This is a genomic window from Tsukamurella pseudospumae, from assembly GCF_001575195.1.
Lineage (GTDB): Bacteria > Actinomycetota > Actinomycetes > Mycobacteriales > Mycobacteriaceae > Tsukamurella > Tsukamurella pseudospumae.
Map to the genome: position 1 here is coordinate 937,016 of NZ_LSRF01000058.1, position 23,990 is coordinate 961,005.

The following is a 23,990-nucleotide window of genomic DNA, read 5'->3' on the forward strand; positions in this document are numbered from 1 at the left end:
ACGCGCAATGTGCTTGCGACAATGTTGAGATACCGCCCATGTGCAGCAATACTTGCGAGGTGGATGCACTCGATCGAGCAATCATCGACGAGTTGGTGCGGGACGGCCGGCTCACCAACCAGGAACTCGCCCAGCGTGTGGGTCTCACTCCCGCGCCGTGCCTGCGCCGCGTGCGGAGGCTCGAGGCCGACGGCGTGATCACCGGCTACACCGCTGTGCTCGACCCGGCCGCACTCGGCCGCGGCTTCGAGGTGCTCATTCACGCGGACCTCTCCGCGAACGACCGCGCCTCCGTCGAGGCTTTCGAGGCGCGCATCGCCTCGTTCGACGAGGTGATCGAGGTGCGCCGCATGTTCGGCCTGCCCGACTACGTGATCCGCGTCCGCGTCGCCGATCTCGACGCCTACGAGCGGTGGGTCACCACGCACCTGATGGGCGATCCGGCGATCGTGCGCGTCGACTCCCGGATGACGATGAAGGTGGTCAAGTGAGCGATCTTGCCGTCGCGCAGCGCATCGCCGACGGTGCCGTCCCCGGCGCCCGCGTCGAGCCGCTGCTGGTCAGCGAGAACGCCACGTTCCGGGTGCGCGGCGGGCCGCTACCGGCGGTACTGCGGGTGCATCGTCCGGGCTACCAGGACGACGCGGCGATCGAGTCCGAGCTCGCATGGATCGCCGCGCTGCGCCGCGACACCGCGGTCCCGGTGGTCGAGCCGCTCAGTGGGGTTCTGACGGACGGCCCGACGGGACGCCGCGCGGTGCTGTTCGCGGAACTGCCGGGCGGCCCCGTCCCCGATGAGACCCTCGACGCGGCGCACTTCGCCGCCCTCGGCGAGATCGCCGGGGCGTTCCACGACCATGCCGAGACCTGGTCCCGCCCGGCCGGTTTCGCGCGCTTCCGCTGGGATCTCGACGACACGATCGGCGCGCGCCCGCGCTGGGGTTCCTGGCGTGCGGGTCTCGGGGTAGGGGAGGCGCACCGTCGGGCATTGGCGCCGGCGGCCGAGCGGGCCGCGCACCGGATCGACGCCTTCGGCCGCACGGCCGAGAAGTTCGGGCTGATCCACGGCGACCTGCGGGCGGCCAACCTCATCGCGGGGCCCGGCGGCGACGGGTTCACCGTGATCGACTTCGACGACTCCGGATTCGGCTGGCACCTCTTCGAATTCGCGGCGGCGGCCTCGTTCGTCGAGACGGACCCGCGGCTGCCGGAATGGGCGGCGGCGTGGACCGCGGCGTACCGGCACCGTCGGGACCTGCCGGACGCGCACGCGGCGCTCCTGCCGGACTTCGTGCTGCTGCGCCGGCTGCAACTGCTCGGCTGGCTGGGCACCCACGGACACGCCCTGGAGGCGGACCCGGGGTTCGCGGACGGCACCGTCGAAGTGGCCTCACGGTACCTGGCCGGACGACTACTGTGAGTGAGGTGAGCCTCTCGGATTCGCCGCCCGCGCACGTCGTGCGCTACGGCGGCACCTTCGCGCCCCTGCCCGTCGACCGCGCCGCGGGCACGTACGTCTACAGCGGCGAGCGGCGCTGGCTGGACTTCACCTCCGGCCAGATGAGTGCCATTCTGGGACACAGTCATCCGGCGATCGTGGAGACGGTGCAGCGCGAGATCGCGACGCTCGACCACCTGTTCTCGGGCATGCTCTCACCGCAGGTGCTGACGCTGGCGGAGCGGTTGGCCGCCACCCTGCCGGAGCCCCTGAGTCACGTCCTGCAGCTGACCACGGGTGCGGAGTCCAACGAGGCCGCGCTGCGGATGGCCAAGCTGTACACCGGGAAACACGAGATCGTCAGCTTCTCCAAGTCCTGGCACGGCATGACGGCGGGCGCCGCGGCGGCCACCTACTCGTCGGGGCACAAGGGCTACGGGCCCACGGCGCCGGGCAATTTCGCGCTGCCCACACCGAACGCCTACCGCTCCCGGTTCGTGGACGCCGCCGGAAAGTACGACTGGCAGTCGGAGCTGGACCTCGGTTTCGAGCTCGTCGACGCGCAGTCCACGGGCTCGCTCGCGGCGTGCCTGGTGGAGCCGATCCTCAGCTCCGGCGGCATCATCGACGTGCCCGTCGGCTACCTCGCCGCGCTCAAGCGCAAGTGCGAGGAGCGCGGCATGCTGCTCATCGTCGACGAGGCGCAGACGGGGCTGTGGCGCACCGGCGCCGCGTACGCCTTCGAGCGCGACGGCATCGTGCCGGACATCCTCACGCTGAGCAAGACGCTCGGCGCGGGCCTGCCGATCGCCGCGGTGGTCACCTCCGCCGAGATCGAGCGGGTCTGCCACGAGCGCGGCTTCCTGTTCTTCACCACGCACGTCAGCGATCCGATGGTGGCGGCCGTGGCCACGACGGTGCTGGACGTGCTGGGCGACGGTGGCCCCGACGGCGTCGCCGGGTGGGTCGCCTCCCGCGGTGCCCGGCTGCGCGCGGGCCTGGACGAGCTGGCCGGGCGCCACGAGGCGATCGGAGACGTCCGCGGCCGCGGCCTGATGCAGGGCATCGAGCTGGTCGTCGACCGCGAGACCAAGGAGCCCGCGAACGAGCTCGGCAGGCTGGTGACCGAGCGCTGCTACGAGCGCGGCCTGCACATGAACGTGGTGCAGTTGCCGGGCATGGGCTCGATCTTCCGGATAGCGCCGCCCTTGACCGCGTCCGACGCCGAGATCGACGAGGGCCTCGCCATCCTCGACGGTGCCCTCACCGGATAGCGGGGAAGTTTTTTTCCGTCGGACCGATGAGTTCCGGTGAGCAGGAGTGTCCAACCATGTGACGGCATCCGAGAGCGGGCGCCACCGACACCAGGAGAACACCATGCACAAGATGATCTTCGTGAACCTGCCCATCGCCGACGTCCAGCGCTCGCGCGAGTTCTTCACCGCCGTGGGCTACACCATCAACGAGAATTTCAGCGACGAGAACGCCCTCGCCGTGGAACTCGGCGAGAACATCGCCGCGATGCTGCTCAAGACCGACTTCTTCGGCACCTTCCACGAGTCCACCACCGCGGAGCCCGGCGTCAAGGAGTGCCTCATCGCGCTGAGCGCCGAGAGTCGCGAGGAGGTCGACGAGGTGGTGAACCGGGCCGTGGCCGCCGGCGGCAAGGAGGGTCGCTCCGAGGACCACGGCTTCATGTACGGCCGCGCCTTCGACGATCCCGACGGCCACGGCTGGGAGATCATGTGGATGGATCCCGCGGCCGCGGAGGCCGGCCCCGAGCACGTCGGCGAGCAGGGCTGACATGACCGCCGCCGACACCGGCTTCGAGGAGGTCACGGCCCCGCTGCGTGCGGAGCTGCTCGCGCACTGCTACCGCATGTCGGGCTCCGCGTCGGACGCGGAGGATCTGGTGCAGGAGACCTACCTGCGCGCGTGGAAGGCCTTCCACCGCTTCGAGGGCCGGTCGTCGGTGCGCACGTGGATGTACTCCATCGCGACGAACGTCTGCCTGTCGGCGTCGAAGGCCCGGCGGGTGCTGCCCGTCGGCCTCGGCGGCGAGCCGTCGAATCCGCTGGAGCCGGTGGCACCGTCGACCGAGGTGCTGTGGCTGCAGCCGCTCCCGGACGCCGCGCTGGGCGATCCGGGGGAGGCGGCCGTCGCGCGGGAGGGGATCGGGCTGGCGATGGTGGCGGCGCTGCAGGTGCTTCCGGCGAAGCAGCGCGCCGCCCTGATCCTGCGCGACGTCCTCGCGTTCTCCGCCGCCGAGACCGCCGCCGCGCTCGAGACCTCCGTGGCGTCGGCCAACAGCGCGCTGCAGCGGGCGCGGGCCTCCATCGGCGGCGGTGCCGCCCGTGACGGCCGGAGGGCGACGGAGTTGTCCGCGCACGAGCGGGAGGTGTGGGACGAGTTCTGCGCGGCCTTCGAACGGCACGACATCGACGGGGTGGTCCGCATCCTCGCCGCCGACGCCACGTGGGAGATGCCGCCCATCCCGGGCTGGTACCGCGGGGCGGAGGCCATCGGTGAGCTGTCGCGGACGCAGTGCCCCGCTCAGGTCGCCGGGGACCTGCGGATGATCCCGACGGTGTGCAACGGCCTGCCCGCCGCCGCGATGTACCTGCGCTCGCCGGCTGCCGACGGGGCCGCCGGGGCGGGCGGCGATGTCTGGCTGCCCTTCCAACTGGACGTGCTCACCTTCACCGACGGTGCGCTGACGCACGTCTCGGCCTTCTTGGACCCGGCACCGCTCTTCGCCCTCGCGGGCCTGCCCGCATCGCTGGGGCCGGTCGAGCCGCGCTGACTCAGCGCGCGGCACCGTCGGCGTAGGCCGCGACGGCGAGGCTCCACGCCCGCTCCAGCGGCTCCACGGCATCGGAGTCGAGGGACTTCCCGCTGGCACTCGGATTCCGTCCATCTCGGACACGCTGTCCGCAACGGACAGAATCCGAGTGTCGCGCAGAAGTCGTGTGATGTCTCAGGACATCGGTGACAGTGTTTCGCCGTCCGCACCCACAGGCGCGGTCACGGCCGTAGCCTCGGCATCGGGGGAACACGTGGACTTCGGGGGGAGCCATGCACAATTTCCAGGAACGCACGATGCCGATCCGCGATCGGGCGCTGCACGAGGCGGCGATCCGCGTCGCGCTGCCGATGGTCGCGCGCGAGGGGTTCGACCGCGTGTCGCTCACGGCGGTCGCCGACCGGTTGCGGCTGCCCGGCGAGGAGTCGGTGTCCGAGCGCACGCTGCGCCGCAAGTACGGCTCGACCGCCCGCCTGCTGTTCGGCACGCCGTGGTGGCTTCCCGAGCCCGACGATGCCGTGCGCGCGGTGCTCGAACCCCGGCCCGATCGCGCGGAGCCGGACGTCTGGCCGTCAGGGCCGGCCGCGGAGGCCGCTGCGGCGGTCCTCGACGACTGCCGGTGCGAGGGCGGGGTGCCCGCACGCGACGTGCGGGACCGCCCGTCCTGGTGCCGCTGCGAGGACGGCCGCACCGACGATGCGTGGCCGGACGCGGAGTTCTTCGGCGCCGCCGGCGGCGACGACCCGCTCGGCCCTCTGGCCCGTACGGTGCCGTCGTCGATCACCCTGCGGGGGCTTCGTGCACGACCTGCACGCGGTGCTCACCGGCCACGTCGTCGCGACGGGGTGGGCCTCGAACCTCCCGTGGATCCTCCCGCTGCGACAGGAGCGGCCCGAGGTGGCCGCGTGGCTCGCGCTGGCGGAGCGCAGCTGGGCTGAGCGGCTCGCCGCGCCGCTCGCCCGCACCTTCAGCCTCGACACCGCGGCGGGAACGGTTGCCGCGCATGCCTTCGGCGCCGTCGTCCGCGAGCTCGAACCCCTGGTGAGCGATCTGGGCGACGCCGACAACCGGGCCGCGCACCGCGCGGGAACCGTCGCCGCCGCCGAGACCGCGGACGCCGCGCTGCGCGCCGCGCGGCAGCGGGCCGTCGAGTCGTTCACCCGCGTCGTGTCCGAACCGGACAGAATCCGAGTGTCGCGCGGAAGGAGCACCGTCGTTCCCGGCGGGCGGTACGCCGAGCTCCCCAACCGGGCCCCGGCACTGTCGGCGCCTGTGCCGTCGGCGACGGCCGCGACCTATGGGATGAACCGGTAGCCCATCCCGGGCTCGGTGACGAAGTAGCGCGGGGTGGCCGGGTCCGGCTCCAGCTTGCGCCGCAGCTGCGCCATGTACACGCGCAGGTAGTTGGTCTCGCGGGAGTACGACGGGCCCCACACCTCGTGCAGCAGGGTCTGCTGGGAGACCAGCCGGTCGGCGTTGCGGACGAGCACGTCGACGATCTTCCACTCGGTGGGGGTGAGGCGCACGGTCGCGCCGTCGCGGGTCACCGTCCGCGCCTCGAAGTTCACCTCGAAGGCGTCGGTGCGCACCGGCGCGGGCGCGTCGACGAGGCCCGTCCGCCGCACCTGGGCCCGCACCCGGGCGAGGAACTCGTCCATCGCGAAGGGCTTGGTCACGTAGTCGTCGGCGCCGATGTCCAGCGACTCGACCTTGTCGTCGCTGCCGTGCCGCGCGGAGAGCACGATCACCGGCGACGTGCAGAACTCCCGCAGCTTCGCCAGCACCGCCGTCCCGTCCAGGTCCGGCAGCCCCAGGTCGAGGATCACCACGTCGGGGGTGCGCTCGCGCGCGATCTGCAGGGCGGAGCGCCCGTCGGCGGCGGTCTCCACCTCGTACCCGCGGGCCTTGAGGTTGATCCGCAGGGTCCGCAGGATCGCGGGCTCGTCGTCGACGACCAGAACGAATGTCACGAGACCACCTCATCACTCGACACCGGCTGCGCCGCCGGCAGGTCCACGATCATGGTCAGGCCGCCGCCCGGGGTGTCCTCCGCGGTGAGCGTGCCGCCCATCGCCTCGGTGAGCCCGCGGGCCACCGCGAGACCCAGGCCCACGCCGTTGCCCGCAGGCGCGTCGCCCATCCGCTGGAAGGGCGCGAACATCGCGTCGCGCTGCTCCTGCGGCATGCCCGGACCGTGGTCGCGCACGTGCACCTGCAGGCGGTCGCCGTCCGGGGTGTGGACGCCCGAGACGCCCACGGTCACCGTCGAACCTCCGGAGTGGCGCACGGCGTTCTCGACAAGGTTCGCCAGCACCCGCTCCAGGAGGCCCGGGTCGGCGAGTGCGGTGGGTGGCGGCGCCGTGTCGTCGCCGGCGAACTCGAAGGCGAGGTCCGCGTCGGGGAGCGCCGTCCAGATCGCGGGCAGCACCTCCTCGATCCCCACCTCGCGGGTCAGCAGCGTCAGCGAATCCGATTGCAGCCGAGACATGTCCAGCAGATTCCCCACCAGGGAGTCCAGCCGGTCCGCGCTCTCCTCGATGGTGGCGAGCAGTTCCGCCTCGTCCTCGTCGGACCACTCCACGTCGTCGCTGCGCAGCGAGCTCACCGCCGCCTTGATGCCGGCCAGCGGCGTCCGCAGGTCGTGCGAGACGGCGCTGAGCAGCGCCGTCCGGGCCCGGTTGCCCTCGGCGAGCGAGCGCGCCTGACGGGCCTCCGCGGTGAGCGCCTCGCGGTCCAGGCGTGCGGCCGCGTGCGCCGCGAAGGCGACGAGCAGGCCGTGCTCGGACGCGCTGAGCGGGTCGCCGGCCACCACGAGCGCGACGGTGTCGCCGACCAGCGCCGCGTCGGTGCCGGCGTCGGGGGTCAGTGGCGACTCCTTCCGCCCGGCGACCAGCTGCCACGGCGACTCGGCGTCGTCGCGGCGCAGAAGAGACGCGCCGCGCAGGCCGAAGGTCGCGATGGCCTCGTCCAGCAGGGCGGGGAGCTCGTCGTCCGCCGCGAGCAGCGTGTCCGCGAGGCCGCTGAGCACGTCGGCCTCGGCCCGGGCCCGGGCCGCGCGGGCCGTCTGCCGGGCGGCGATCGACACCACGGACGCCACCGCGATCGCCGTCAGCACGAACATCGCCACGGCGAAGACGTTCTCGCCCGATGCCACGGTGAACGTGTACAACGGCGGCGCGAAATAGTAGTTGAGCAGCACGGACCCGAGGATCGCCGCAGGCACCGCCGGCCGCAGCCCACCGACGAGGGCCACCGCCACCGTCAGCATGAGGAACAGCATCAGCTCGGTCGGCAGCGAGTGCCAGTGCCGGGTCTGCGCGAGCAATGCCGTGAGGAGCACCGGGCCCGCGATCGCGAGCACCCAGCCGGCGATCGTGCGCCGCCGGCCGAGGAGCGCGGGCTCGGGCCCGTCGACGCGGGGGAGCAGCCGGCGACGGCGCGCACCCGCGGCCCGCTCGTGCGTCACCACCTGCACGTCGATCTCGCCCGACCCCTCGATCACCGCGTCCGACACGGGCCAGCGCACCACCGAGGTCAATGCCCGGTGCCGCGACTTGCCGAGCACGATCCGCGACGCGTTCACCGACGTGGCGTACTGCAGGATCGCGGCGGCCACGTCGTCGCCGGTGACGATCTGGAAGGTGCCGCCGAGGGATTCGGTGAGCTGCCGCAGCTTCGTCAGCGCCGCGGGCGAGGCGCCCGACAGGCCGTCGCTGCGCGCGACGTACACGGCCCGCAGCTCGCCGCCCGCACCCTTCGCCGCGATCCGCGCGGCGCGGCGCAGCAGCGTGCCGCCCTCCGGTCCGCCGGTCAGCGCGACGACGGTGCGGTCGCGCGTGGGCCACGCCGCCGAGATGCCCTGCTCGGAACGGTACTGCTCGAGGCGCTCGTCCACCCGGTCCGCGAGCCACAGCAGCGCGAGTTCCCGGAGCGCCGTGAGGTTCCCGATGCGGAAGAAGTGCGAGAGCGCGGCGTCGACCTTGGACGGGTGGTAGATGTTCCCGTGCGCCATGCGGCGCCGCAGCGCCTCCGGCGTCATGTCCACCAGCTGGACCTGCTCGGCGCGGCGCACGACGGTGTCGGGGATCGTCTCGCGCTGCCGCACACCGGTGATCGACTCCACGACATCGCCGAGGGACTCGAGGTGCTGGATGTTGACGGTGGTGACCACGGCGATCCCGGCGTCGAGCAGCTCGGCGATGTCCTGCCAGCGCTTCTCGTTCCGCGAACCCGGCGCATTGGTGTGCGCGAGCTCGTCCACCAGGACCACCGTCGGGTGCGCGGCGATCACCGCGTCGACGTCCATCTCCTCCAGCACCGCACCGCGGTACTCGACGCGCCGCCGGGCGATCACGTCCAGCCCCTGCAGCTGCGCCTCCGTCTGCGGCCGGCCGTGGGTCTCCACGTATCCCACCACCACGGAAGTCCCGCGGGACGCGCGGCGCGCGCCCTCGGTGAGCATCGCGTAGGTCTTGCCCACGCCCGGCGCGGCGCCCAGGTAGACGCGCAGCTGCCCCTTCGGCATGTGTCCTCCTGTGTCGGGCCCGGACTACTTCGCTGTGGCGGCGAGATCGGCGAGTGCGGCGTTCAGAGTCACCACGTTAACCCGCTCGACGCCCAGGTAGCCGAGCTGACGCCCCTCGGTGTGCTGCGCGATCAGCGCCGTCACCCGCTCGGGCGACACGCCGCGGGCCCGGGCGACGCGGGCCGTCTGCTGCCGGGCGTACGCGGGGGAGATGTCCGGATCGAGGCCGGAGAAGCTCGCCGTCACCGCATCGGTCGGCACGTCCGACGGTGCCACGCTCGCGCCCGGCACGGAGTCCTCCGCGGCGACCTTCGCGCGCCGCTCGGCGATGAGCGCAACGAGCTTCTCGCTGTTGGGCCCGAGGTTGGTGCCGCCGGAGGCGAGCGTGTCGTACTCGCCCGCGGACGGGCGCGGATGGAACCACTGCGGACCGTCGAACGTGCTGGCCAGCAGCGACGATCCGACGACGGTGCCGCCCCGCTCGATCTGGGAGCCGTTCGCCTTGTCGCTGAAGGCGGCCTGCCCCACGCCCCACACCACGAGCGGGAACAGGGCGCCGAGCACGACGGTCATGACGATCAGCATGCGCAGCCCGGCCAGGAGCTGGCGGGGCGCGGCGGAGAGGGATCCGGAGAACATGTCGGTGCCTTTCAGGAGAGTCCCGGCAGCAAACTCACGACGAGGTCGATGAGCTTGATCCCGATGAACGGCGCGATGATGCCGCCGAGGCCGTAGATCGTGAGGTTCCGTGCCAGCAGCTTGTCCGCCGACCTCGCGGTGTACTTCACGCCCCGCATGGCCAGCGGGATCAGCGCGACGATGATGAACGCGTTGAAGATCACCGCCGAGAGGATGGCCGACTGCGGGCTGTGCAGCCGCATCACGTTGAGCACGTCCAGTCCTGGGGCGAGCGGCACGAACATCGCGGGGATGATCGCGAAGTACTTCGCGATGTCGTTGGCGATGGAGAAGGTCGTCAGCGCGCCGCGGGTGATGAGCAGTTGCTTGCCGATCTCCACGATGTCGATGAGCTTCGTCGGGTCGGAGTCCAGGTCGATCATGTTCCCGGCCTCCTTCGCGGCGGAGGTGCCCGTGTTCATCGCGACGCCCACGTCGGCCTGCGCGAGCGCGGGCGCATCGTTGGTGCCGTCGCCCGTCATCGCGACGAGGCGGCCGCCCTCCTGCTGCTGCCTGATCAGGGCCAGCTTGTCCTCGGGGGTGGCCTCCGCGAGGTAGTCGTCGACGCCGGCCTCTTCGGCGATGGCCTTCGCCGTCAGCGGGTTGTCGCCGGTGATCATGACGGTGCGGATGCCCATCTCGCGCAGCTGCGCGAAGCGCTCCCGCATGCCCGCCTTCACGACGTCCTTGAGGTGCACGACGCCCTGCAGAGTCGGGGCGGCGCCGGGCTCGGCGTGCGCCACGACCAGCGGGGTGCCGCCGGACGCGGAGATCTCGTCCACGGCCAGCCGCACGTCGACGGTGCTCAGCGACTCGTCGTCGGTCCCCTCGCCCTGCCGCTCGGCGGCGACCCAGGCCAGCACGGCCGCTGACGCGCCCTTGCGGATGCGGGTGCCGTCGGGCAGGTCCACGCCGGACATGCGCGTCTGCGCGGTGAAGGGCACGAAGGAGCCGAGGCGGACCGTCGGGACCTCGTGGCCGAGCGTCGTCGCCAGGTCGACGATGGACCGTCCCTCGGGCGTCTCGTCGGCGAGCGAGGCGAGCAGCGCGTGGCCGGCCAACGCGTGCTCCGCTTCATCCTCGTCTCCGAGGCCCGTCACGGGGTGGAACGACGTGGCCCGGCGGTTGCCGTAGGTGATGGTGCCGGTCTTGTCGAGCAGCAGCGTCGACACGTCGCCCGCCGCCTCCACGGCGCGGCCCGACTTGGCGATCACGTTGCGCTGCACCAGCCGGTCCATGCCGGCGATGCCGATCGCGGAGAGCAGCGCGCCGATCGTCGTGGGGATCAGGCACACGAGCAGCGCCACGAGCACCACCACGTCGACGGCTCCGCCCGAGTAGATCGCCATCGGCTGCAGCGTCGCGACGGCCAGCAGGAAGATGATCGTGAGCACCGTCAGCAGGATGTTCAGCGCGATCTCGTTGGGCGTCTTCTGCCGGTTCGCGCCCTCGACGAGCCCGATCATCCGGTCGATGAAGCTCTTGCCCGGCTCCGTCTTGATCTCGACCACGATGCGGTCGCTGAGTACGCGGGTGCCGCCCGTGACGGCGCAGCGGTCGCCGCCGGATTCCCTGACCACGGGCGCGGATTCGCCGGTGATCGCGGACTCGTCGACGGTGGCCATGCCCTCCACGACGTCGCCGTCGCCGGGGATGACCTCGCCGGCGTCGACGATCACGAGGTCGCCGATCTTGAGTTGCGAACCGGGGACCTCCTCTTCGCCGGTGGAGGTGCGCCTGCGGGCGACGGTCTCGGTCTTCGCCTTGCGCAGCGACTCCGCCTGCGCGCGGCCGCGCCCTTCGGCGACGGCCTCCGCGAGGTTCGCGAACAGCACCGTCGCCCAGAGGAAGAACGCGACGGCCCACGCGAACACCGAGGGCTTCGTGATGGCGAGCGCGGTCGTGTACACCGACGCGATCCACACCACGAACACGACGGGCTGTCGGATCTGGGTGCGCGGGTCGAGCTTGCGGACGGCGCGGGGCAGGGCCGAGCGGATTTCTTCCCAATTCACTGGGTGACCTCCGAGATCGGTGCGAGCGCGAGGGCGGGAACGAAGGTCAGTCCGGCCACCAGGACCACGACGCCCACGGTGAGGCCCACGAACAGTGGGCGGTGGGTGGGAATGGTGCCCGCGGTGGCGGGCACGGGGTGCTGTCGCGCGAGAGTGCCTGCGAGGGCGAGGATCGCGACCATCGGCGCGAACCGGCCGAGCAGCATCGCCGCGCCCAGCGTGTAGTTGAACCACGGGGTGTCGACGGCGAGGCCGGCGAACGCGCTGCCGTTGTTGTTGGCCGCGGATGCGTAGGCGTACAACACCTCCGACAGGCCGTGCGCGCCGGAATTGGTCATCGCGGCGACGCCCTGCTCCTGCACGACGGTGGCCGCGGTCTCGACCAGCACCAGCGCGGGCATCACGAGGATGTAGAGGGCGGCGAGGGTGATCTCCTTGCGGCCGATCTTCTTGCCCAGGTACTCGGGGGTGCGGCCGACCATGAGGCCGCACAGGAACACCGTCAGGACGGCGATGACGAGCATCCCGTACAGGCCGGAACCCACACCGCCGGGGCTGATCTCGCCGAGCAGCATGTTCACCAGCGCGGCGCCGCCGGCGCCGGGCGTGAGGCTGTCGTGCGCGGCGTTGACGGCCCCCGTCGACGTACTGGTGGTGGCGGTCGCGAACAGGCCGGTGCCCCACTGGCCGAACCGCAGTTCCTGGCCCTCGAGGGCGGCGCCCGCGGCGCGCGACGCCGTGCCCTGGCCGCCCAGCTGGGAGCCGATCGAGATCGCGGTGGAGACGGCGAAGATGATCGTCATCGAGCCGAGGATCGCGTAGCCCTGCCGGTGGTTGCCGACCAGGTTGCCCAGCATGCGCGGCAGCGCGACCGGGATCAGCAGGATGAGGAAGATCTGGAAGAGGTTGGTCGCGGCCGTCGGGTTCTCGAACGGGTGCGCCGAGTTGCCGTTGAAGAAGCCGCCGCCGTTGGTGCCGAGGAGCTTGATCACCTCCTGGCTCGCGACGAGGCCGCCGGTGAGCACCTGCTTCTGGCCGTCGAGTCCCACGATCTCGTGTCGCTGCCACAGCGTCTGGACCACGCCCTGCGCCATGAGGATCACCGCGCCGATCACGGCGATCGGCAGGAGCACGCGCAGCGTGATGCGGGTGAGGTCCACCCAGAAGTTGCCGAGCCGGTCGGTGCGGGAGCGGACGAAGCCGCGGATCAGCGCTACGGCGACGGCGATGCCGACGGCCGCGGACACGAAGTTCTGCACCGCGAGGCCGATGGCCTGTGCGACCAGGTTCATCGCCGTCTCGCCGGAGTACCACTGCCAGTTGGTGTTGGTGACGAAGGAGATCGCGGTGTTGAGCGCCTCGTCGAAGCGCCACTGCTTCGGATGGAAACCGGGCAGCAGGCCCTGCGCGAGCAGCAGGCCCGTGAGGGCGATGATGCTCACCGCGCTGAACGCCAGCGCCGCGACCGCGTAGACGCGGTAGCCCTGCTCGGCCTCCGGGTCGGCGCCGACGAGGCGGTAGACCACCTTCTCGACCCGCCAGTGCCGGGGCGTGGTGACGACGTGCGCGAGGTAGTCGCCCAGCGGGCGGTACGCGATCGCGAGCGCCGCGACGAGCGTGCCGATCGTCAGCAGCCCGGCGAGAGTACCGCTCATCAGAAGCGCTCCGGGCGCAGCAGGGCGTACAGGAGGTACGCCAGAGTGAGGATCGTCGCGGCGAGGGCCAGCGCGTTGGAGATGTCCATGGGGTCCACCAGACCACCGGGAACGACGGTTCTCGCGCGGCGTTAACGGCCCCCATGCGGGTCTTGACGCGTTCTTAGCGGATGATGTTTCGGTGACTCACGACCCAGCCGCCACCGCGGACACGACCCCGCAGCGGGTGCCCGCCGAGGTCTGGGTGCTCGTGGCCGCCAGCTTCGTGATCGCCCTCGGCTACGGCGTCGTCGCGCCGGCCCTGCCCGCCTTCGCCCGCACCTTCGACGTGGGGATCGGCGCCGCGTCCGCCGTCGTCAGCGCCTTCGCGATCATGCGGCTCGCCTTCGCGCCCGCGACCGGGCCCCTGGTGAAGGCCTTCGGCGAACGCTGGATCTACATGGCGGGACTGCTGATCGTGGCGGCGTCGACGCTCGCGGTGGCCTTCGCGCAGAGCTACTGGCAGCTGATGCTCTTCCGCGGCCTCGGCGGCGTCGGCTCGGTGATGTTCACCGTCTCGGCGATGGGGCTGATGATCCGCATCGCGCCCGCCGAGATCCGCGGCCGGGTGAGCGGCGTGTACTCGTCGAGTTTCGTTCTCGGCGGCATCTGCGGTCCGCTACTGGGCGGCGCCCTCGTCGGGTTCGGCCTGCGCGTGCCCTTCGTCGTCTACGCGATCGCCCTCGTGGTGGCCACGCTCGTCGTCGGGGTCGCGTTGCGCGGCAGCACGCTGGCGGGCCGGGAGGAGGCCTCCTCCGAACCCGGTACGACGGTTCGCGAGGCCCTCGCGGATTCCGCCTACCGGGCGGCGCTGTTCTCGTCGGTGGTGTTCGGCTGGGTGTACTCGATGCGGGTGTCACTGCTGCCGCTGTTCTTCGCCGCGGTGCTCGACCAGCCCGCCGCGATCGCCGGGTACGCGCTGGCCGCGTACGCCGCGGGCGACGTGCTCGCCATGTTCCCGGCGGGCCGCGCCTCCGACCGGTACGGGCGCAAGCCCTTCATCATCACGGGCATGCTCGTCATCGCCGCGGGCACGCTGGCCCTGGGCTTCACCGATTCGGTGCTCGTCGCGTTCCTGGTGACGGTGGTCGCCGGCATCGGCACGGGCCTCGTCGCGCCGACCATGCAGGCCACCCTCGCCGACGTCCTCCAGGGGAAGGGGCGCAGCGGCGGTGCGCTGTCGGCGTATCAGATGGCGCAGGACGCGGGCACGATCTCCGGCCCGCTGCTGGCCGGCGCGATCGCCCAGTACCTCGGTTTCACCTGGGCCTTCGCCATCACCGCGGCGCTGTGCGTCGCCGCCGCGGGGGCGTGGCTCCTGGCCCGCGAGACCCGCACCGTCGCGAAGGTCTGACATCGTTCGGAACCGTCACCGATGTCCTGATAGCGAACTGTCACCCCTGTCCTGAGACATCACGTGCACGTGTTGTGTGACACTCGGATTCTGTCCACTTCGGACAGCGTGTCCGAACCGGTCAGAATCCGAGTGCCGGGCGGAAGCGGCACCGTCGGACTCGAGGACCGGGCGCGGAGGCACCGTCGGACCGGGAACGGGAGACTACTGCCAGCTCGGCAACCAGAGCTCGAGGCGCCACCACCACATGGGGATGGGCGCCGCGGTGAGGATGGGCCAGAGCCACGCGAAGTCGAGCACCACGATCGTGGCGTAGATGACCACGAGCCAGCGGCCCAGTTGCAGCCGCTCGAACCCGAAGAACCGCGCGCGGCCGTCCAGCCCGAGCACCTCGCGGCAGATCAGGGCGATCATGATGCAGAGGAAGGGCATCAGCGTCAGCGCGTAGAAGTAGTACATCTGCCGGTCGAGGTTGAGGAACCACGGCAGGTAGGTCGCGAAGTACATGGTCACGGGCGCGGCGTAGGCCCAGTCGCGTTTGACGAACATCTTCCACAGCGCCCACAGCACCACCGGGACGGCGATCCAGGTGAGCGCGGGCGTACCCACGGCCATCACGGCCCGGACGCAGGGGCCGTCGCCGCACATCCCACCCGACTGATCGGCGGTGTAGTGGTAGAGCATCGGGCGCAGGCCCATCGGCCAGGTCCATGGCTTCGACTCCCACGGATGGTGGTTGCCGGCGGAGTTGGTGAGGCTGTCGTGGAACTTCAGGACGCTGTCCTCGTAGTAGAACAGCGAGCGCAGCGCCGCGGGCACCCAGCCGAAGGTGCCGCCGTCGCCGATCTGATTGCCCACCGCGTACCGGTAGACGGCGGTCTCCGAGGTGAACCAGGCCCAGAAGGTGCCGAGGTAGATCAGCACGGGCAGCACCCCGAGTGACATGCCGGACGGGATCAGGTCGCGCAGGATCACCCCGCGCCAGGGCCGCAGCACGCCGTACTGCCGCCGGGCCGCGATGTCGAAGGCGAGCGAGAGCGCGAGGATCCCGATGAGGAAGTAGATGCCCGACCACTTCACCCCGCACGCCAGGCCGAGCATGACCGCGGCGGAGAACCGCCACCAGCGGAAGCCCAGGCGCGGGCCGTACAGCGAATCCGTGATCCGGCCCTCGACGGCGGCGCGGTGCAGGCGGGCGCGCATCTGGTCGCGGTCGACGAGGATCATCGAGAACGCGGCGAAGCCGAAGAACACGAGGAAGATGTCGAGCAGGGCCACCCGCGAGGACACCATGGTGAGCCCGTCGCAGATGAGGAACAGGCCGGCCAGGCCGCCGATCAGCGTGGACCGGGACAGCCGACGGGCCGCCCGGATCACGAGGAACACCAGCAGCGTCCCGCACACGGCCGACATGAACCGCCAGCCCAGCGGCGTGTACCCGAACATCCACTCGCCGATGGCGATCATCCACTTGCCCACCGGCGGGTGCACGATCAGCCCGAATCCGGGGTTGTCCTCGATCCAGTGTCCGCCCGTGAGCACCTGCCAGCCCTGCGGCGCGTAGTGCTTCTCGTCGAACACCGGGGTCTGCACGGGAGCGCTGCCGATGAACCCGTTGTTGCTCGGTGTGCCCAGGTAGAAGAACCGGGTGGCGGCCGCGACGGCAGTCAGGAGCAGCGTCACGGTCCAGCCGAAACCGCGGTCGGTCGCGCCGAACACCGCGGGCGGCAGTGTCGGGCCGGGACTGACGACGTCGCGGTCGGCGTCGGCTGCAGGGGTGGCCACGGCTGTCACGCGACCCATCGTAGGGTGTCAGTCGTGGGAGCTGAGGAAGCGCGCGGTGTGCTGATCGTCGCCGGGGTGCCGATGGGCAACCCGGGTGATGCCACGGCCCGGCTCGTCTCGGCGCTCCGAACGGCCGACGTGATCGCCGCCGAGGACACCCGCCGGGCGCGGTCGCTGGCCGCCTCCCTGGACGTCGAGCCGCGCGGCCGGATCCTCAGTTTCTACGACCACAACGAGGCCGGTCGCATCCCGCAGTTGCTCGCTGCGCTCGCCGCCGGCGAAACCGTCCTGCTCATCACCGACGCCGGCATGCCCTCGGTGTCCGACCCTGGATATCGCCTGGTCGCTGCGGTCGTCGAGGCCGGCCACCGGGTCACCTGCCTGCCCGGGCCGTCGGCGGTCACCACCGCGCTGGCCCTGTCCGGGCTGCCCGTCGAGCGGTTCCTGTTCGACGGCTTCGCCCCGCGCAAGTCCGGCGCCCGCAGGGCGTGGCTGCAGGAGCTCGTGACGGAGCGCCGCGCCGCGGTCTTCTTCGAGTCGCCGCACCGCCTCGCCGACACCCTCGCCGACGCCGCCGAGGTCCTCGGATCCGGTCGACGCGCCGCGGTGTGTCGCGAGCTCACGAAGACCTACGAGGAGGTGCGGCGCGGCACGCTCGGCGAGCTCGCGGCCTGGTCGGCCGACGGGGTGCGGGGCGAGATCACCGTCGTGCTCGCCGGCGCCGACCCCGTCTCCGCCGACCCCGCCGACCACGTGGCCGCGGTCCTGCGCCGCGTCGACGCGGGGGAGCGCCTCAAGGACGCGTGCGCCGCCGTCGCCGCGGAGACCGGGGCGTCCAAGCGTGAGCTCTACGAGGCGGCGCTTGCGGAGCGGCGCTCGGGTCCCGACCACTGAGCGAGGTCGCGGAGGCTCAGGCGGCACTCGCGGAGCGGCGCGCCGGACCCGACTGAACCACCGGCCGTGTCAGGATCAGCCGGAGCGCCCCGACCACGACGATCCCACCGACCGCGAGGTCGAGGTAGTGGCACGCCATCGCGCCGAGGTAGGTCGGCCCGCCCCACGCGTTCACGGTGAAGTTCGGGTCCAGACCCGCCAGCACCTGGACGCCCGCCCGGAACGCGGCGAAGACCAGCAACGCAAGCAGTGGCGCCGCGAGCACGAGCCGCGCCGGCGTGGGTGCGGGCGTGCGGGGCGGCCACCGTCGGGCCCGGACACCGAGGACGAGCAGCGCACCGACCACTGCCACCACCGCGTGCTGCGGCCACGCCGCGGTCCAGGGGACGAACCCCGCGACGTGCGGATCGCGGTGCAGGAAGAGATAGCCGCCGAAGGCCAGTCCGGCGGCGAAGGCCACCGCCAGGAGGGCCGAGAATTGCCGGACCACGGGGCTGCGTACGTCGATCATGGTCCCACCGTGCCGCGCCGGGTCGCGCGTCGGCATCACCCGTGCGGGGGAGATCCCGTCAGGGCCGGAAACCCACGATCGACGCGGCCTTGTCGAGGCACTCGCGCCACTCCGCGTCGGGCTCGGAGTCGATCGTGATGCCGCCGCCCACTCCGAGCCGGAGGGTCCCTTCCCGTGCCTCGACGGTGCGGATCGCGACATTGAGATCCAGACCCGTCAGCGGATGGTCGATACCGATCGCGCCGCAGTAGCTGCCGCGGGTGTGCTTCTCCCAGTGAATGATCCGATCGCGGGCGGCGAGCTTGGGCGTGCCGGTCACGGAGGCGGGCGGGAAGGTCGCGTCGAGGAGCTCCCGTCGGGTGGTTCCGGGCCGCGGCTGCGCCGTCACCGTCGAGACGAGGTGCCAGACGCCGGGCGCCGGTTCCACCCGCAGCAGCTCCGGCGTCCGGACGGTGCCGGTCGCGGCGACCCGGCTGAGGTCGTTGCGCACCAGGTCCACGATCATGACGTTCTCCGCGACGTCCTTGACGCTGGCCCGCAGTTCCTCGGGCCGCCGGTCCGCCGGCAGCGTGCCCTTGATCGGTCTCTCGGTGAGCAGGCCGTCGCGGTCGGTGAGGAAGGTCTCGGGGGAGAAGGAGGCGATCGCGCCCCAGTCACCCTCGAGGTAGGCGGCTTTCCCAGGTCGGGTCGCGGCGGCGATGTCGGCGAACATCTCCAGCGGGTCGCCGGTGAGGACGCCGTCGAAGCGCGTGCACACGTTCACCTGGTACACGTCGCCCGCCCGGATCGCCTCCTGGCAGGCGAGTACCGCCGCCCGGTGCTCGCCCCGATCCGGGGGTGACCAGCGGGCGGCCCATGGTCCTGCCCGCGGCGGCGAATCCGGCACCGGGAAGGTCGGATCGGTGCAGGTCCAGCGCCCGCCTGTGTCCAACAGCAGCAGCGGACCGGGGTCGCCGCCGACGACCTCCGGCACGAGCCGCGACTCCCCGGTGACGTCGGGATAGCCGACGATGCCGAGCCACGGCGCACCGTCGGGTCCGATACCGGGGCGGAGCGCGGGCACCGGGGCGATCACAGCGCGAAGGCCACCCCAGCCACCGAGCAGCGCGGCGGGACGATGGCCGCGATCCCGCAGCGCCCGCAGCATGTCGACCGGATGCACCGCGCCATCCTGTCATGCGCCCGCATCGGCCGAATGGGGGACGGATGTCGGGGAGAAATAGGGAATTCGCCTGATGTGCGCAGCGGCGCGAGACGGAAGAGTGCTTCGTGGCAGGCGGATCCTCTCCCACCCGATCCGCCCGCCACCCACACCTATGAACCGCACCCGCACGACGAGGAGGAGCGATGAACCCGGTGATCGACGGCGGTACCGACCTGGGCGGTCGGCTGACCTGGGTGCACGTGGCGCACGGCGATCTGAGCCAGGTCCGCTTCTACGCCGGGGGTGAGTTCGCCGGCACCGCCGCGGACGCGCCGACCGCGGAGACCGAGGTCATCGGCGTCGACTACGACGTGGTCTACGTGCGCTACGGGCGCGACATCGCCCGATTCCGGCTGGACGAGTCCGGCGCGGTCGTCGCTCTCGACGCGGTTCCCGACTCCGGCGTCGGGCCGCGGGTACTCGGGGTGGCCGCTGAGATGTCGGCCTGAGCGGCGCCGCCTCCGCGACACGCCGGGTCGCCGCCGCTCCGGCGGACGTTTCAGCGCGCATCCGTGTAGTCCGTCACGCTGCGTAGTCCGTGGCCCGCCGATGGTCTCGGTCGGCGATCTTGCGATCGATCGCCGCGACGACCTTGGGGAACTGGTGGAAGACCTGCTGGTAGGAGACGCGGAGCACCTCGAAGCCGAGCGTCTGCAGCACGAGATCGCGTTCTCGATCGGTCTCGATCGCGTCGCCCGCGTGATGCTCCTCGCTGTCGCACTCGATGACCAGGCTCCGGCCGACCAACAGGTCGACGTGGCCGACGCCGGGGATGAACACCTGCGTGCGGCACGGGAGCTGTGAGCGGCGCAGGTGCAGTCGCACGTGCGTCTCGGTGCCCGACTCGGCCGCGCCGTCGACGCCGGCGAGTGCTCGCGCGACACGACGTGGCTGCCCGCGGAGCAGCCCGGCGAGTTCGCCCGGCTGGAAGACTCGTCGATGCAGGAGCGAGTCGAGCACGGCGGTGAGTTCGTCGCCGTGCACGCAGTCGATCACCGCGAGGAGTGCGGTCGTCGGATCATCGATGGCGCCGATCGGTGCGCCCGGCCCACGAACCCCGCCCGCGAGCGCCGCCTGTGGAGGGATCCTGACTTTCCACAGGGGACCGTCGGGCCGTTGACCGGCGTGCCGAAACGTGCTTGCCGGACCCCGGGAACGCACCGATAAGCTGACCCCACCATGGCTGCAGACAAGGCTTTCTTCCTCACCACCGCGATCGCGTACCCGAACGGTGTTCCGCACATCGGGCACGCGTACGAGTACATCGCCACGGATGTGATCGCGCGGTTCAAGCGCCTCGACGGCTTCGACGTGTTCTACCTGACCGGCACCGACGAGCACGGTCTGAAGATGCAGCAGACCGCGGCCAAGGAGGGCATCGAGACGAAGGCCCTCGCCGACCGCAACGCCGCCGCCTTCGAGGCGCTGCAGCGCGCCGTGGGGTCCACCTTCGACCGGTTCATCCGCACCACCGACGCCGACCACTACGAGGCGTCGAAGGCCATCTGGGAGCGGATGGCGGCCAACGGCGACATCTACCTGGGCAAGTACTCGGGGTGGTACTCGGTGCGCGACGAGGCGTACTACGCCGAGGACGAGACCACCGTCACCGAGAACGGTGTCCGCGTGTCCACGGGCACCGGCACCGAGGTGGAGTGGACCGAGGAGGCGTCCTACTTCTTCAAGCTCTCCGCCTACCAGGACAGGCTGCTCGCGCTGCTGGAGCGCGAGGGCGGCTACCTCGAGCCGGCCACCCGCCGCAACGAGATCGTCAGCTTCATCAAGGGCGGCCTCAAGGACCTCTCGATCAGCCGCGACACCTTCGACTGGGGCGTCCCCGTCCCCGGCGACCCGGACCATGTCATGTACGTCTGGGTCGACGCGCTCACCAACTACCTCACCGGCGCCGGCTACCCCGACACGGAATCGGAGCAGTACCAACGCTTCTGGCCCCCGAAGCTGCAGATCATCGGCAAGGACATCATCCGCTTCCACGCCGTCTACTGGCCGGCGTTCCTGATGAGCGCCGGGATCGAGCTGCCCGAGCGGGTCTTCGCCCACGGCTTCCTGTTCAACAAGGGCGAGAAGATGAGCAAGTCGGTCGGCAATGTCGTCGACCCGCACGCCCTCATCGCCGAGTACGGCCTCGACGCGCTGCGCTTCTTCCTGCTCCGCGAGGTGTCCTTCGGCCAGGACGGCAGCTACAGCCACGAGGCGATCGTGGGCCGGATCAACGCCGACCTCGCCAACGAGCTCGGCAACCTCGCGCAGCGCTCGCTGTCGATGATCAACAAGAACTGCGCGGGCATGGTCCCGTCGCCCGGCCCGCTCACCGAGGCCGACGATGCCCTGCTCGCCAAGGCCGACGGCCTCCTGGCGGTCGTGCGCCGCCGCGTCGACGACCAGGCGCTGCACCTGTACCTGGAGGCGATCTGGGAGGTCCTCGCCGACACCAACCGCTACTTCTCCGCGCAGGAGCCGTGGAAGCTCAAGGCGAGCGACCCGGACCGCATGGCGACGGTGCTGTACGTGACCGCCGAGGTCGTGCGACAGGTCGCGCTGCTGCTGCAGCCGGTGATGCCGGAGTCGTCGGAGGAACTGCTCACGCTGCTCGAGCAGCCGAAGGACGAGCGGACCTTCGAGGCCATCGCCACCCGGCTGCGGCCCGGCACCGCACTGCCCAAGCCGCAGGGCGTCTTCCCCCGCTACGTCGAACCGGAGTAGCGGGCGCCTACGGGTTCTTCGCCAGGATCGTGTACTGCGCGGCGGCGGTCTGGACGGCGTCGAGCGCGGTGTCGGTGGAGAGGGAGAAGACGTAGCGTCCCACCTGGCCGCTGCATCCGACGGTCCCGTCGTCGGTGTACTGACCGCAGTTGACGGTGAGCAGGCCGGCGGGCACCGCGACCGGCGTGGTCTTGGTGGGATCGGCGTGGCTCCGGCGGTCGGCGAGCAGCTTCGCCGCCGCGGCCGTGTCCCGGGCCCGGAAGACGACGGTCTTCCCCTGTCCCACGGCGTCCACGCCCGCCGCGCGGTACATCTCCGCATCGGAGACGTCCTCGACCCGCAGCACGAGCCCGGCGAGGTCGTAGTAGTTGTTCGCGATCTCCTTCGCATAGATCGGCGGGTTCGCCTCGTAGACCGTGCGGGCGAGGATGCCGCCGTCGTCGCTGGGCAGCGTCTGCACCGACGAGACCGGGGTCGGCTGGAACCGCTGGACCTTCGGCACCTGCAGCGCGTAGGCCTTGGAGACGAATCCGGTCGCCTCGCCTGTGGTCGGGGCGGTGCCGCTGACGTTGATCACGAACGGGCCCTCGGCACGGTACGAGTCGACGGTGCCGGGCTTGAACTCCGTCGCGAACACCCCGTCGATCCCGACGATCCGCCGCTGCGATCCGGCGCCCGCCTCGACCGCGTCGAGCGCCTTCGCGGCGGTCGCGGCGTCGTCGAACCGGTACAGCCCGACGCGCAGCGCGACCGTCGGCTTCTCGAGCTTGTCGCCGCGGGTCGTGGTCATGCCGACGTGCATCTTGTTGCGGCTGAATGCCGATGCGGTCGCGTCGGGCACCCGGTCGGAGAGGTTCAGCCCGTCGAGGACGGGGTAGGAGCGCAGCGCGACCCCGCCGATCTTCAGGCGCGGGTCGACGTCGCTGACCTGGATCAGCGCGTCACCCATGCGGTTTCCCTCGACGATCCAGCCGCCGTCCGTCGACGACGGTGGGATGTCTCGCAGCGTGGTCGGGTTCTGCCCGACGTCCAGTCCCGTCGGGATGACGGGGCCGGGCGAGTTCCCGGCGCTGTCACTGGCGATGCCGGGCACCGTCGTGCTGCAGGCCGTGAGGGTCGCAGCGGCGAGTGCGAGGGCGAGTGCTGGAACGACGCTGCGCTTCACGGCCTTCGATCCCTACGGGTTCTTCGCGAGGATCGTGAACTGGGCCGAGATCGCTTGTTGCGACTCCGCGAGGCTCTCGCCGCCGGCGGTCGCCGCCCACCGGCCGACCGCGACGGCGCAGTTGAAGGTCTGCGTCTCCCGGCGCTCGGTGCACTGCGCCTGCGGCAGAGCCGTGGGGGAGGCGGCGGCCACGTGGTTCTTGTCCGCGCGGGTCGTGGACACCAGCGCTGCGGCCATGTCGGTCGCGGCCGCGGCGTCCCGCGTGCGGTAGACGATCGCAGCGCCCTCACCGACCAGGTCCACGCCGGCCTTGCGGTAGATGTCCGCGTCCGAGATGTCGCGGATGCGGTGCAGCATCGCGTCGAGGCCGTAGTAGGCGTTGGAAAGGCTGCTCAGCGCGCTGGATTGCTGCATGAGGGTGCGCGAGAGGATCCCGTCCTTGTCGCCCGGCAGCGACTGGATCGAGGCCACGGGCGTAGGGCTGAAGCTCTTGACCTTGGGGATCTCGAGTGTGTACGCCTTGGCGACGAACTTCGCCGCGTCGTCCGTGGCGGGGGCGGTCCCACTGACGTTGATGACGAACGGGCCCTCGACGCGGTAGCTGTCCACGGTGCCGGGCTTGAACTCCGTGGCGCTGACGCCGTCGGTGCCCGTGATCGGGATCTGCCGCTGCCCGGCCGTCGCGGCCTTGATCGCCGCGAGCGCCTTGGCCGCGGCGTCGGGGGTGTCGAAGCGGTACAACCCGATGCGGGTGGCCACGGTCGGGTTGTCGAAGGAGTCGCCGCGCGTGGTCGTCATACCGACGCGCATCTTGTTGTCGTAGAAGGCGTTGTAGGTCGCGTCGGGAACCCGCTGCTTGAGCTGGATGCCGGTGAGTACCGGGTAGGACCGCAGCCCGGCACCGCCGATCTTCATCCGCGGGTCGACCTCGTTGACCTGGATGAGCGCGTCGGCCATCCGGTTGCCCTCGATGATCCAGGCGTTCTCGTTCGACGGTGACGGGACCTCCCGGATCGTGGTGGGGAACCGTCCGACGTCGAGTCCGGCGGGAACCGCGACCGTGCTGGGTGCGGCGCTGCTGTCGGACACGGTCGGGGTGCCGCCGGTGGTCGTGCTGCAGGCCGCGACCAGGGCGGCGCAGCCGACGACGAGACCGGTCACGAACTTCGAGCTCATCTGTTCTCCTCTTCGAAGGGGCTG

At 71.3% G+C, this 23,990-nt stretch carries 23 protein-coding genes; 11 read left to right on the forward strand and 12 right to left on the reverse strand.

Going from position 1 to position 23,990, the window contains the following annotated elements:
- The first annotated feature begins 59 nt into the window (after positions 1-59).
- The 7 genes from AXK60_RS23080 (at position 60) to AXK60_RS23110 (ending at position 5,555) form a co-directional block, all read left to right on the forward strand.
- Positions 60-491, forward strand: coding sequence for an Lrp/AsnC family transcriptional regulator (locus AXK60_RS23080; RefSeq protein ID WP_068574881.1), 432 nt, complete (start codon positions 60-62; stop codon positions 489-491).
- The gene (locus AXK60_RS23085; RefSeq protein WP_068574883.1) at positions 488-1,420 is read left to right on the forward strand and encodes a phosphotransferase enzyme family protein; all 933 of its coding nucleotides are present in this window, start codon (positions 488-490) and stop codon (positions 1,418-1,420) included. Before AXK60_RS23080 ends, AXK60_RS23085 begins: the two co-directional genes overlap by 4 nt.
- Positions 1,417-2,712 (forward strand): aspartate aminotransferase family protein, encoded by a 1,296-nt coding sequence (locus tag AXK60_RS23090; RefSeq protein ID WP_068574884.1) that lies wholly within the window; start codon positions 1,417-1,419, stop codon positions 2,710-2,712. Before AXK60_RS23085 ends, AXK60_RS23090 begins: the two co-directional genes overlap by 4 nt.
- A gap of 103 nt (positions 2,713-2,815) precedes the next feature.
- Positions 2,816-3,241: a VOC family protein gene (locus AXK60_RS23095; RefSeq protein ID WP_068575309.1), complete on the forward strand. Its 426-nt coding sequence runs from the start codon at positions 2,816-2,818 to the stop codon at positions 3,239-3,241.
- A gap of 1 nt (position 3,242) precedes the next feature.
- Positions 3,243-4,241 (forward strand): RNA polymerase subunit sigma-70, encoded by a 999-nt coding sequence (locus tag AXK60_RS23100; RefSeq protein ID WP_068574885.1) that lies wholly within the window; start codon positions 3,243-3,245, stop codon positions 4,239-4,241.
- A 296-nt stretch (positions 4,242-4,537) separates the two neighbouring features.
- Positions 4,538-5,179 (forward strand): hypothetical protein, encoded by a 642-nt coding sequence (locus AXK60_RS23105; RefSeq protein ID WP_139058099.1) that lies wholly within the window; start codon positions 4,538-4,540, stop codon positions 5,177-5,179.
- A complete protein-coding gene (locus AXK60_RS23110; protein WP_068574887.1) occupies positions 5,139-5,555 on the forward strand; it encodes a hypothetical protein in 417 nt (138 codons plus the stop codon). The genes AXK60_RS23105 and AXK60_RS23110 overlap by 41 nt, the downstream gene beginning before the upstream one ends.
- On the opposite strand, the gene AXK60_RS23115 is transcribed toward AXK60_RS23110, so the two are convergent.
- Genes AXK60_RS23115 through AXK60_RS26015 form a run of 6 tightly spaced genes read right to left on the reverse strand, consistent with a single transcriptional unit; the run spans position 5,537 to position 13,203 of the window.
- Positions 5,537-6,211 carry a response regulator gene (locus tag AXK60_RS23115; RefSeq protein ID WP_068574888.1) on the reverse strand — a complete coding sequence of 225 codons (675 nt, stop codon included), beginning with the start codon at positions 6,209-6,211 and terminating at the stop codon, positions 5,537-5,539. The genes AXK60_RS23110 and AXK60_RS23115 overlap by 19 nt on opposite strands.
- On the reverse strand, positions 6,208-8,766 hold the full coding sequence (locus tag AXK60_RS23120) for an ATP-binding protein (RefSeq protein ID WP_068574889.1): 2,559 nt from the start codon (positions 8,764-8,766) through the stop codon (positions 6,208-6,210). The genes AXK60_RS23115 and AXK60_RS23120 overlap by 4 nt, the downstream gene beginning before the upstream one ends.
- A 24-nt stretch (positions 8,767-8,790) precedes the next feature.
- Positions 8,791-9,405, reverse strand: a complete 615-nt coding sequence (kdpC, locus tag AXK60_RS23125; RefSeq protein WP_068574890.1) for a potassium-transporting ATPase subunit KdpC — start codon at positions 9,403-9,405, stop codon at positions 8,791-8,793.
- A gap of 11 nt (positions 9,406-9,416) precedes the next feature.
- The gene (gene kdpB / locus AXK60_RS23130; protein WP_068574891.1) at positions 9,417-11,459 is read right to left on the reverse strand and encodes a potassium-transporting ATPase subunit KdpB; all 2,043 of its coding nucleotides are present in this window, start codon (positions 11,457-11,459) and stop codon (positions 9,417-9,419) included.
- Positions 11,456-13,114: a potassium-transporting ATPase subunit KdpA gene (kdpA, locus tag AXK60_RS23135; RefSeq protein ID WP_068574892.1), complete on the reverse strand. Its 1,659-nt coding sequence runs from the start codon at positions 13,112-13,114 to the stop codon at positions 11,456-11,458. The genes kdpB and kdpA overlap by 4 nt, the downstream gene beginning before the upstream one ends.
- Positions 13,114-13,203 (reverse strand): potassium-transporting ATPase subunit F, encoded by a 90-nt coding sequence (locus AXK60_RS26015; protein WP_074850389.1) that lies wholly within the window; start codon positions 13,201-13,203, stop codon positions 13,114-13,116. The genes kdpA and AXK60_RS26015 overlap by 1 nt, the downstream gene beginning before the upstream one ends.
- A gap of 92 nt (positions 13,204-13,295) precedes the next feature.
- Between AXK60_RS26015 and AXK60_RS23140 the strand changes: the two genes are divergently transcribed.
- Positions 13,296-14,507, forward strand: a complete 1,212-nt coding sequence (locus tag AXK60_RS23140; protein ID WP_068574893.1) for an MFS transporter — start codon at positions 13,296-13,298, stop codon at positions 14,505-14,507.
- A gap of 204 nt (positions 14,508-14,711) precedes the next feature.
- Here the strand turns inward: AXK60_RS23140 and AXK60_RS23145 are convergent, their stop codons facing one another.
- A complete protein-coding gene (locus AXK60_RS23145) occupies positions 14,712-16,310 on the reverse strand; it encodes a dolichyl-phosphate-mannose--protein mannosyltransferase (protein ID WP_068574894.1) in 1,599 nt (532 codons plus the stop codon).
- Positions 16,311-16,325: 15 nt separating this feature from the next.
- Between AXK60_RS23145 and rsmI the strand changes: the two genes are divergently transcribed.
- On the forward strand, positions 16,326-17,186 hold the full coding sequence (gene rsmI, locus AXK60_RS23150) for a 16S rRNA (cytidine(1402)-2'-O)-methyltransferase (RefSeq protein ID WP_082778207.1): 861 nt from the start codon (positions 16,326-16,328) through the stop codon (positions 17,184-17,186).
- A gap of 16 nt (positions 17,187-17,202) precedes the next feature.
- Here rsmI and AXK60_RS26020 read toward each other — a convergent pair whose 3' ends face one another.
- Both AXK60_RS26020 and AXK60_RS23160 read right to left on the reverse strand, forming a co-directional pair.
- Positions 17,203-17,697 carry a hypothetical protein gene (locus AXK60_RS26020; RefSeq protein WP_139058100.1) on the reverse strand — a complete coding sequence of 165 codons (495 nt, stop codon included), beginning with the start codon at positions 17,695-17,697 and terminating at the stop codon, positions 17,203-17,205.
- Between the two features lie 58 nt (positions 17,698-17,755).
- Positions 17,756-18,859, reverse strand: coding sequence for an aminodeoxychorismate synthase component I (locus AXK60_RS23160; protein WP_244881157.1), 1,104 nt, complete (start codon positions 18,857-18,859; stop codon positions 17,756-17,758).
- Positions 18,860-19,044: 185 nt separating this feature from the next.
- Here AXK60_RS23160 and AXK60_RS23165 point away from each other — a divergent pair, with 185 nt between their 5' ends.
- Entirely contained in the window at positions 19,045-19,350 is a 306-nt protein-coding gene (locus tag AXK60_RS23165) for a hypothetical protein (RefSeq protein ID WP_068574896.1), read from the forward strand.
- Positions 19,351-19,423: 73 nt separating this feature from the next.
- Here the strand turns inward: AXK60_RS23165 and AXK60_RS27240 are convergent, their stop codons facing one another.
- The gene (locus AXK60_RS27240) at positions 19,424-19,897 is read right to left on the reverse strand and encodes an endonuclease domain-containing protein (protein WP_068574897.1); all 474 of its coding nucleotides are present in this window, start codon (positions 19,895-19,897) and stop codon (positions 19,424-19,426) included.
- Between the two features lie 183 nt (positions 19,898-20,080).
- Here AXK60_RS27240 and metG point away from each other — a divergent pair, with 183 nt between their 5' ends.
- Positions 20,081-21,625 carry a methionine--tRNA ligase gene (gene metG, locus AXK60_RS23175; RefSeq protein ID WP_068574898.1) on the forward strand — a complete coding sequence of 515 codons (1,545 nt, stop codon included), beginning with the start codon at positions 20,081-20,083 and terminating at the stop codon, positions 21,623-21,625.
- A gap of 7 nt (positions 21,626-21,632) precedes the next feature.
- Here metG and AXK60_RS23180 read toward each other — a convergent pair whose 3' ends face one another.
- Both AXK60_RS23180 and AXK60_RS23185 read right to left on the reverse strand, forming a co-directional pair.
- Complete coding sequence (locus AXK60_RS23180) at positions 21,633-22,790, reverse strand: DUF7373 family lipoprotein (protein WP_068574899.1); 1,158 nt, start codon at positions 22,788-22,790, stop codon at positions 21,633-21,635.
- A 12-nt stretch (positions 22,791-22,802) separates the two neighbouring features.
- The gene (locus tag AXK60_RS23185; protein ID WP_068574900.1) at positions 22,803-23,966 is read right to left on the reverse strand and encodes a DUF7373 family lipoprotein; all 1,164 of its coding nucleotides are present in this window, start codon (positions 23,964-23,966) and stop codon (positions 22,803-22,805) included.
- Positions 23,967-23,990: the final 24 nt, after the last annotated feature.